The sequence below is a fragment of the Sandarakinorhabdus sp. genome, assembly GCF_031422795.1.
Classification (GTDB): Bacteria; Pseudomonadota; Alphaproteobacteria; order Sphingomonadales; family Sphingomonadaceae; genus Sandarakinorhabdus.
This window is the reverse complement of the sequence record NZ_JANPML010000187.1, coordinates 21,943-31,808: the sequence shown is the minus strand read 5'-3', so window position 1 is coordinate 31,808 and position 9,866 is coordinate 21,943. Positions and strand designations below refer to the sequence as shown.

Sequence of the window (9,866 nt, the reverse complement as noted above, 5' to 3'; positions counted from 1 at the left end):
CGCCGCCGCTTTGACGCTGGCCGCGCCGGCTGCCCAGGCAGCCACGATTGTCGTCAATTTTGACAATCTCACCGCTGGTCAGCAGGTCGGCACGGTGAACGACCTGGTTTTCACCAACTTCGAGGTGGGGAACGGTTTCGGCGAGACGTCGGCTCCGAACTTTGCCTTCAACAGCGGCGCCCCTGCCGGCTTCGACTACGCGCCCGGCTTCACTTCGCTCAGCTTTAGCGCCGGAGCGTTCGCAGACTCGCAGGTGTCGGTTTTCAGCGGCCTCGGCGGCGCGGGCAGCCTGCTGGGCAGCGTGACGATCACCAGTGCGCTGGCCAACCCGAATGCATTCACACTGTGGACGGTGAGTTTTGCCGGTACGGGCCGCAGCGTTGCGGTCGGGTCGGCCCTGTCCAGTTTCGGCTGGGATGACGTGACGATCGGTACGGGCGCCGTGCCGGAACCAGCCAGCTGGGCGATGCTGATCGCCGGTTTTGGCCTGGTGGGCGCGGCTGCGCGCCGCCGCCGGGCAATCGCCGCCTGACACGCCGGCTACGGCCGATGTGCCTGAAAGTGGGGCGGTGCCGATCTGGTGCCGCCCCGTTTCGTTTCGGCCCCCTTCGTTGACACCTTGGGGTGGCGCACCTATCTGAACCGCATGACGGGCGGCCCTATCCGGGCGGCCTATTGGTTTGTGTCTGGAAAGTTGCCGAATGCTCGGGTTGAACAAGGTCGCGAAGGCGATTTTCGGATCGTCGAATGATCGCTATCTGAAATCGCTGCGGCCGATCGTGAAGCGCATTGGCGATCTGGAAGCCCAGATCAGCGCGCTCACCGATGAGCAATTGCAGGCGCAGACGCCCAAGCTGAAGGCCGAGCTTGAAGCCGGCAAGTCGCTTGATGATATCCTGCCCGAAGCCTTTGCCACCGTGCGCGAAGCATCAAAACGCGTTCTGGGCATGCGGCATTTCGATGTGCAGATGATCGGCGGCATCGTGCTGCACCGCGGCGAAATCGCCGAAATGCGCACCGGTGAAGGCAAGACGCTGGTGGCCACGCTGGCGGTGTATCTGAACGCCTTGGCGGGCAAGGGCGTTCACGTGGTGACGGTGAACGATTATCTCGCCAGCCGCGATGCGCAGTGGATGGGCCAGATCTATCGCTTTTTGGGGCTGAGCGTGGGCGTGATCGTGCCCAACGTTGATGACCAGACCCGCCGCGCGGCCTATGCCAGCGACATCACCTACGGCACCAACAACGAATTCGGCTTCGACTATCTGCGCGACAACATGAAATACACGCGTGAGCAGATGGTGCAGCGGCCATTCAATTTCGCAGTCGTCGATGAAGTCGATAGCGTGCTGGTCGATGAAGCTCGCACTCCGCTGATCATCTCCGGCCCCACCGACGACAAGTCGCAGCTTTATACCCAGGTCAACGACGTGGTGAAATTGCTGGTGCGCGAGGATGTCGAGGTCGACGAGAAGCAGAAATCCGTCATCATCACCGAAGCCGGCACCGAAAAGGTGGAGCGCATGCTGAGCGCTGCCGGGCTGCTGGAAGGCGAGAATCTTTACGACTTTGAAAACACGCAGGTTGTTCACCACCTGAACCAGGCGCTGCGCGCGATCATCATCTTCCGCCGCGACACCGATTATATCGTGCGTGATGACAAGGTGACCATCATCGATGAATTCACCGGCCGCATGATGGATGGCCGCCGCTGGTCCGAAGGCCTGCACCAGGCCGTCGAAGCCAAGGAAGGCGTGCAGATCATGCCGGAAAACCAGACGCTGGCCAGCATCACCTTCCAGAATTATTTCCGCATGTATCCCAAGCTGGGCGGCATGACCGGCACGGCCGCCACCGAAGCGGCGGAATTTTTCGACATCTACAAATTGAACGTGGTGGAAATCCCCACCAACGTCGAAGTGCTGCGCATCGATGTGGACGATGAATTCTACAAGAACGCCGACGACAAGTTCAAAGCCATCGTGAAGGCCATTCGCGGCGCCCAGGAACGCGGGCAGCCGGTGCTAGTTGGCACTGTCTCGATCGAAAAGAGCGAGATGCTGTCGGACTATCTGAAGGCGCAGGACGTCAAGCACGTGGTGCTGAACGCCCGCTATCACGAGCAGGAAGCCGTGATCGTGGAAGACGCCGGTCGCATCGGCGCCGTCACCATCGCCACCAACATGGCTGGCCGCGGCACCGACATCAAATTGGGCGGCAACGAAGAAGCCCGCATCGCCCGCGAACTGGCCGGCATGCCCGCTGGCCCTGAGCGCCAGGCTGCCGAAGCGCGGATCAAGGCCGAGGTGCTGGCCGAGCGTGAACAGGTGAAGGCCAACGGCGGCCTGTTCGTGCTGGGCACCGAACGCCACGAAAGCCGCCGCATCGATAACCAGCTGCGCGGCCGTTCGGGCCGCCAGGGCGATCCCGGCCTGTCGCGTTTCTATCTGTCGCTGGACGATGATCTGCTGCGCATCTTTGGCCAGCAGAACATGCTGACCCGCCTGATGAACAACGGCCTGGAAGAGGGCGAGGCGATCATCCATCCGTGGATTTCGAAAGCCATCGAGACCGCCCAGAAGAAGGTCGAAGCCCGCAACTACGACGTGCGCAAGCAGCTGCTGCAGTACGACGACGTGATGAACGACCAGCGCAAGGTGGTCTATGAACAGCGCGCCGACGTGATGGATAGCGAAACCGTGGGTGATGTCGTGATCGACATGCGCCACGAATCGGTGAATGCCATCGTCGCTGCCCGCTGCCCGATGGGCAGCTATCCTGAACAATGGGATGTGGCCGGCCTGCAGGACGATGTGACCGGCACGCTGGGCCTGTCGGTTGATGTGGCGGCCTGGGCCAAGGAAGAGGGCATTGATCCCGAAATCGTGGTTGATCGCCTGATCGAACAATCAGATGCGCTGGTCGCGGCCAAGGCGACCGAACTGCCGCAAGACACCTGGATCAGCATCGAAAAGAGTTTCCTGCTGCAGGCGCTGGATCATCACTGGAAGGAGCATCTGGCGACGCTGGATTCGCTGCGTTCGGTCATCCACCTGCGCGCCTATGCGCAGAAGACGCCGATCAACGAATACAAGCGCGAGGCCTTTGCCCTGTTTGAACGCATGTTGCAGAACGTGCGCGAAGATGTGACCCGCATGCTGGCCAACGCGCAGTTTGCGCTGGCCGCTGATGAACCGGCACCCGAATTGCCGTCGTTCATCACCACCCACATCGATCCGGCCACCGGCCAGAACGAAGCTGGCCCAACGCTGAATTTTGACGCGTTTGGTTCTGCGTTGCCCGCTGGCATGCTGGCCGCCGCGCAAGATGCGGCCGAGATGATCGACATCGATCCTGAAGAGGTCGAGGAATGGCGGCAGACAGTGAGCCGCAACGCCGAATGCCCGTGCGGATCGGGGCGCAAGTTCAAGCATTGTCACGGCGCGCTGTAATAGCCTATCTCATTGGCCTGAACTGATCAGGAAGCGGGCCTCCGGCGGCCAGGGGCTGAGCCCCTGGACCCACTTTTGCTAGTGCGCGTCCGGCGACGAAATTTGGGCATCGAGGGAAAAAAACAATTGGGTGCAGGCCTCAGGCCTGCCCGCCGGAGGCCTGTTTTTCTTGGGTCTTCCGGCCGCTGCAGCCTTAATCCGCCAACGTTCTGGGATCGCCAGTCTGGTGGGTGCCGCCTTCAGTCCAGGCGCGCATGGCAGGCGTCATGCCGGCACTGGCGGCAGCGTCATAATCGGCAAGGTCGGCATCGGTCAGCAGCCCGCGCCAGCGATCATTGGTGCCCTTGTGCAGGAAGGTCTTGCTGCCTTCCTTCCAGCTTTGCGCCGCCATTCCCAGGATCGCATCGCCATCGCGCTGCATCGACGTGAAACTGGCGGCATCAACCAGATCGGGCCACAGCGCCGGCGGCGTTTCCACACCGATGAAGGCTGCGATGCGCCGCATTTCACCGTCCAGATCAGCCTTCAGATCGTTGTAGTGGACCATCAGCACGTTTGGCTGGTTACGCACCGCCCAATAGCTGCGTTGCAGTTCGAAATATTCGGCACTGGTCCAATCATCGAACGGGGCAAAGGCCGGATCGCGCAGCCAGCGCCGGAAGAAATCATGCGGATTTGCCGGCGGGCGTGGGTAGGGGGCTGCGATTTCTGGAATGGCCAGCCCCTGCGCATCCATCTGCAACAAAGCGTCATCGGAAAGGCCGTTTTCATGATTGTGAAACGACATGCAGGCATCACGCGGATCGCGCGCGACATGGATATACAGCGTATCATCGTGGAACGGCATTGCATCGAACGGCAGATGGGTTTTCAGCATCCGCCGACCCGGTGCCTCGTTCAGCATCGGGATGACGATATCGTGGGGGATGAAAAAGGCATCGAGCCAGGGATGCATCTGCATTACCGGCGCCGGCGCTGCCGATTGCAGCATCAGCATGGAAACGATGCGCTGGGTCCAGGTGGTGCCGCATTTGGGCGCGGTGCACACGATGATATCGCCGGCCCGCGCCTCCAGCCGATCCCAGACGCGGCTATCACTGTGCCAGCTGCGCACGACGCGTTCGGCTTTGCGGATCAGCATGTTCGTTCCCCCCGGTTTGGCCAGAGCTTAGCGCGGCTTGGCGCAGATGCCAGCGGCCAGTTTGCCCTGACCAAATTGGCGCTTGCTGGCGCGCGGTGGTGGATTGATACTCTGGCCTTGGCTGCTGCGGTGAGGGGGCAATATGGCGACGGCAATGACCACGAGCGCGCTGGATATCCGGCCGTTGACGCCCGCCATCGGTGCCGAGATTTACGGCGTTGATCTGGCATCGCCCGATATTGCGGCACAGGTGCCGGCGATCCGGGCGGCGCTGCTCACCCACAAGGTGATCTTCTTCCGCGATCAGCCCATCACCGCGGCCCAGCATATCGAATTTGCCCGCCATTTCGGCGATCTGGAAATCCATCCGGCCACGCCCAAGGATCAACCCAGCCCCGAAATCCTGCGCATCGCGCACGGGCCAGACAGCCGGGGCACCGAAAACGGCTGGCACAGCGATGTGACCTGGCGCGAGCGGCCGTCGTTGGGATCAATCCTGCGCGCCATCGAAGTGCCGGAAGTGGGCGGCGACACGCTGTTTGTTGATATGCACCTGGCCTTCCTGTCGCTGAGTACGGAAATGCAGCGCATCGCCCGCAGCCTGACGGCGGTGCACGATATTGCGCGGGTGTTTGCCAAGAAGCTGGGCAAGGCGCCCGAAGAACTGCACGCCAAATATCCGCCGCAGCGCCACCCGGTGGTGCGCACTCACCCCGAAACCGGCGCGCCCACGCTGTTTGTGAATGCCGGCTTCACCAGCCATATCGAAGGCCTCAGCCCGCTGGAGAGCGAGCGCCTGCTGGCGCATTTCTATGACACGGCGTCAAACCCCGAACGCCAGTGCCGCTTTCGCTGGCAACCGGGCAGCATCGCCTTCTGGGACAATCGCGCCACCCAGCATTTCGCCGCCAGCGACTATTTCCCTGCCCGCCGCGTGATGGAACGCGTCACCATCGCCGGCTGCAAGCCCTTCCACGATCCGGCAAGGGGCTGAGGCTTCAGCCGCGCGCTACCGCCGCGCTGATCTGCGCCACCCGCAGTTCGCCGTCGCGTGTCTGGCCGCCCAGTTCCAGAAAGCGGCGCATGGCGTGGCGGGTCGGGTCGCTGAATAGCAAGGTCTGGAACAATTCGGCTTCTCTGGCGCAACCCTCTGTGATCGGCAGCACGGCGTTGCCAACCGATTGCTTGGCCAACCGCACCGCGTCTACCGGGAAGCTGGCGATGCGGCGGGCGAGCGCGTCCACATGGGCGTCGATGGCGTCGGCGGGCAGGGCGCGGTTGAGCCAGCCCCAGCGTTCGGCGGTTTCGGCATCCACGTCGATGCCGCCCAGGATGATCTCCATCGCCCGCGCCCGGCCAACGAGGCGGGGCAGATTCTGCGTGCCGGTGCCGCCGGGGAGGATGCCGATCGGTACTTCCATCTGGTTGATGATGGTCTTGCCAATCACGCCAAAGCGCATGTCGAAGTTCATCGCCAGTTCGGCGCCGCCGCCGCCCACCCGGCCTTCGATCTGGGCAATCGTCACCTTGTCCATGGTGCGGAAGCGGTGGCACATGTCGTGATAGGCGTTTGAGGCATCTGGGGCCGCCTCGTCAGTTGGCGGCGCCGGCGCATCAGCCATGGCGATCAGCGCTTCGACATCGAAATGGGCCAGGAAGAAATCCGGATCGGCGCTCTTCAACACGAACACCAGCACCGACGGATCGGCCTCCAGCGTGATCGCCAGTTGCGCCAGCTCGCCGAACAGCGCCATGGTGATGAGGTTGATCGGCGGATTGTTGATGGTTGCGGTGACCAGCGGTCCGTCTTGCTGCACCTGCAGAAGCGTATAACTGTCGTAGGCCATCGCGGGACTCCCTTGAATCCGCCGCAGTCTACGATTCGGCAGAACGGACGCAAGCCAGCGTTGTTGACCGGGCCGGGCATTGCCGCTAAAGGCGCGCATCCTTGAACGGCGGCAACGCTGAGCGGGGGATACGACAGACGGCACCGTGCGTGAACAAGCCTTCCGGTTTCGGGAGGCCTTTTCGCGCTTATGTGGTGAGAAATCACCAACGGGGCAGATCTGGAGTAGGCGGCCTGCCATGGTGGCAGACATGCCGAAGCGAGAAGAGAGACGATGCCAACGATCAACCAGTTGATCCGCAAGGGTCGCACGCCGCAAAAGGCGCGCAACAAGGTGCCGGCCATGGAGGCCAACCCGCAAAAACGTGGTGTTTGCACCCGCGTTTATACCACCACCCCCAAGAAGCCGAACTCGGCTCTCCGCAAGGTGGCCAAGATCCGTCTGACCAATGGCTTTGAAGTCATCGGCTACATTCCGGGTGAAGGCCACAACCTGCAAGAGCACAGCGTTGTGCTGATTCGCGGCGGCCGCGTGAAGGATCTTCCCGGCGTGCGCTATCACATCGTTCGCGGTGTGCTCGACACGCAGGGTGTGAAGAACCGCAAGCAGAGCCGTTCGAAGTACGGCGCGAAGCGTCCGAAGTAAGGGGGATATAGATCATGTCACGTCGTCGTCGCCCCGAAAAGCGCGTTATCCTGCCGGATCCCAAGTTCGGCGATCAGGTGCTTTCCAAATTCATGAACCTCGTCATGCTGCAGGGCAAGAAGTCGGTCGCCGAATCGATCGTCTACTCCGCTCTGGAAGTGATCGAGACCAAGGCTCGCCGCGAACCGCTGGGCGTGTTCCACGATGCGCTGGCCAATGTGCGCCCGGGTATCGAAGTGCGCTCGCGCCGCGTTGGTGGTGCCACCTATCAGGTGCCTGTCGAAGTGCGTCCGGAACGTGGCCAGGCCCTGGCCATTCGCTGGATCATCTCGGCTGCCCGCAAGCGCGCTGAACACACCATGGCCGCCCGCCTGTCAGCCGAGCTGATGGATGCCGCTGCCAACCGTGGTTCTGCCGTGAAGAAGCGTGAAGACACGCACCGGATGGCGGAAGCCAACCGCGCCTTCTTGCACTACCGCTGGTAATCCCTTTGGGGCCGGTGCCGTTTGCGGTGCCGGCCTCAAATCCTGTTTTCCCAAGACCGAGGCCCCTTTCCCATGCCCCGCACTCATCCACTCGAGCGTTATCGCAACATCGGCATCATGGCCCACATCGATGCCGGCAAGACGACCACGACCGAGCGTATTCTGTATTACACCGGCAAGTCCTACAAGATTGGCGAAGTGCACGAAGGCACCGCCACCATGGATTGGATGGAGCAGGAGCAGGAGCGCGGCATCACCATCACGTCGGCGGCCACCACCTGCTTCTGGCGCGGTGACGACGGCAATGGCGAAGATCATCGCATCAACATCATCGACACCCCAGGGCACGTCGATTTCACCATCGAAGTGGAGCGCAGCTTGCGCGTCCTCGATGGCGCCGTGGCCTGCTTTGACGGCGTGGCCGGCGTTGAGCCGCAGTCCGAAACCGTGTGGCGCCAGGCCGACAAGTATAAAGTGCCGCGCATGTGCTTCGTCAACAAGCTGGACCGCACCGGTGCCAACTTCAATCGCTGCGTTGAGATGATCAAGGATCGCCTGGGCGCCCGCCCGGCCGTTCTGTATCTGCCGATCGGCCTTGAAGGCGATTTCATCGGCCTCATCGATCTGGTGCAGAACCGCGCCATCGTGTGGCTGGAAGAAAGCCTGGGCGCCAAGTTCGAATACAAGGAAATCCCGGCCGACATGGCGGAAGCCGCCGCCGTTGCCCGTTCCGAGCTGATCGAAATGGCCGTCGAGCAAGACGACGACGTGATGACCGCCTATCTGGAAGGCAATGAGCCCGACACCGCCACGCTGAAGCGCCTGATCCGCAAGGGCACGCTGAATTTCGATTTCGTGCCGGTGCTGTGCGGTTCGGCGTTCAAGAACAAGGGCGTGCAGCCGCTGCTCGACGCCGTGGTGGATTATCTGCCGAGCCCGCTCGACATTCCGCCGGTGGTTGGCATGAACCTGAAGGACGTGGAAGAAACCCGCGCCGCTTCGGATGACGAGCCGTTCGCCGCGCTGGCCTTCAAGATCATGACCGATCCGTTCGTTGGCACGCTGACCTTTGCCCGTATCTATTCGGGCAAGATGGAGGCGGCATCCACCGTGCTGAACAGCGTGAAGGACAAGCGCGAAAAGATCGGCCGCATGCTGCTGATGCACGCCAACAACCGTGAAGACATCAAGGAAGCCCTGGCCGGCGATATCGTCGCGCTGGTTGGCCTGAAGGATGTTACCACCGGTGACACGCTGTGCTCGACGCTGAAGCCGATCATCCTGGAGCGCATGGAATTTCCGGAACCCGTCATCGAAGTCGCCGTGGAACCAAAGACCAAGGCTGACCAGGAAAAGATGGGCATCGCACTCAACCGCCTGGCGCAGGAAGATCCGTCTTTCCGCGTGACGTCGGACAATGAAAGCGGCCAGACCATCATCAAGGGCATGGGCGAGCTCCATTTGGAAATCCTGGTGGATCGCATGCGCCGCGAATTCAAGGTGGAAGCCAACGTCGGTGCGCCGCAGGTGGCCTATCGTGAATCGCTCGCTCGCAAGGTCGACGTGGATTACACCCACAAGAAACAATCCGGCGGCTCCGGCCAGTTCGGTCGCATCAAGTTCACTGTCGAACCCGGCGAGCGCGGTTCGGGTGTCATCTTCAAGGATGAGGTCAAGGGCGGCAACGTGCCCAAGGAATATATTCCGGCCGTCGAAAAGGGTATCCGCGAAGTTGCTTCGTCGGGCCACCTGATCGGCTTCCCGCTGATCGACTTCACGGCCACGCTTTATGACGGCGCTTATCACGACGTCGATTCCTCGGCCCTGGCGTTTGAAATCACCGGGCGTGGCGGCATGCGTGAAGCCGCCGACAAGGCCGGCATCAAGATCCTTGAGCCGATCATGAAGGTCGAAGTGGTGACGCCGGAAGATTATCTGGGTGACGTCATCGGCGATCTCAACAGCCGCCGTGGCCAGATCCAGGGCACCGATACCCGCGGTAATGCCCAGGTGATCGATGCCATGGTGCCGCTAGCCAACATGTTCGGTTACGTGAACAACCTGCGCTCCATGTCGCAGGGCCGAGCCCAGTACAGCATGCAGTTCAGCCACTACGACGAAGTTCCGTCGAACGTGGCCGAGGAAATCAAGCTCAAGCTGGCTTGATTTTTCTCGAAAGCCGGCTAGTCAGCGCGCCTCGGGCACGATGATTCGGCCGGTTCCCCGCTGACACCACCGCAAAGGCGGTTCCGTTGTGGATCCGCCAAAATCGTTGCCCATACCGTTAAACGCCTCA

The 9,866-nt window shown here is 61.8% G+C and carries 8 protein-coding genes; 6 read left to right on the top strand and 2 right to left on the bottom strand.

The window, feature by feature from the left end; all coding sequences use genetic code 11:
* The first annotated feature begins 10 nt into the window (after positions 1-10).
* Entirely contained in the window at positions 11-532 is a 522-nt protein-coding gene (locus RMO81_RS07165; RefSeq protein WP_409049594.1) for a PEPxxWA-CTERM sorting domain-containing protein, read from the top strand.
* A 169-nt stretch (positions 533-701) separates the two neighbouring features.
* Positions 702-3,452 (top strand): preprotein translocase subunit SecA, encoded by a 2,751-nt coding sequence (secA, locus tag RMO81_RS07160; protein WP_310475119.1) that lies wholly within the window; start codon positions 702-704, stop codon positions 3,450-3,452.
* A 193-nt stretch (positions 3,453-3,645) separates the two neighbouring features.
* Here secA and RMO81_RS07155 read toward each other — a convergent pair whose 3' ends face one another.
* Positions 3,646-4,593 carry a sulfotransferase domain-containing protein gene (locus tag RMO81_RS07155; protein WP_310475118.1) on the bottom strand — a complete coding sequence of 316 codons (948 nt, stop codon included), beginning with the start codon at positions 4,591-4,593 and terminating at the stop codon, positions 3,646-3,648.
* Positions 4,594-4,747: 154 nt separating this feature from the next.
* Here RMO81_RS07155 and RMO81_RS07150 point away from each other — a divergent pair, with 154 nt between their 5' ends.
* Positions 4,748-5,587 carry a TauD/TfdA family dioxygenase gene (locus tag RMO81_RS07150; protein ID WP_310475117.1) on the top strand — a complete coding sequence of 280 codons (840 nt, stop codon included), beginning with the start codon at positions 4,748-4,750 and terminating at the stop codon, positions 5,585-5,587.
* A gap of 4 nt (positions 5,588-5,591) precedes the next feature.
* On the opposite strand, the gene RMO81_RS07145 is transcribed toward RMO81_RS07150, so the two are convergent.
* Positions 5,592-6,440 (bottom strand): enoyl-CoA hydratase/isomerase family protein, encoded by an 849-nt coding sequence (locus RMO81_RS07145; protein WP_310475116.1) that lies wholly within the window; start codon positions 6,438-6,440, stop codon positions 5,592-5,594.
* Positions 6,441-6,713: 273 nt separating this feature from the next.
* Here RMO81_RS07145 and rpsL point away from each other — a divergent pair, with 273 nt between their 5' ends.
* From rpsL to fusA, 3 genes are all read left to right on the top strand, one after another.
* On the top strand, positions 6,714-7,085 hold the full coding sequence (gene rpsL / locus RMO81_RS07140; RefSeq protein ID WP_017666954.1) for a 30S ribosomal protein S12: 372 nt from the start codon (positions 6,714-6,716) through the stop codon (positions 7,083-7,085).
* 14 nt (positions 7,086-7,099) lie between these two features.
* Positions 7,100-7,570 (top strand): 30S ribosomal protein S7, encoded by a 471-nt coding sequence (gene rpsG / locus RMO81_RS07135; protein WP_310475115.1) that lies wholly within the window; start codon positions 7,100-7,102, stop codon positions 7,568-7,570.
* A 72-nt stretch (positions 7,571-7,642) separates the two neighbouring features.
* A complete protein-coding gene (gene fusA / locus RMO81_RS07130; RefSeq protein ID WP_310475114.1) occupies positions 7,643-9,736 on the top strand; it encodes an elongation factor G in 2,094 nt (697 codons plus the stop codon).
* Positions 9,737-9,866: the final 130 nt, after the last annotated feature.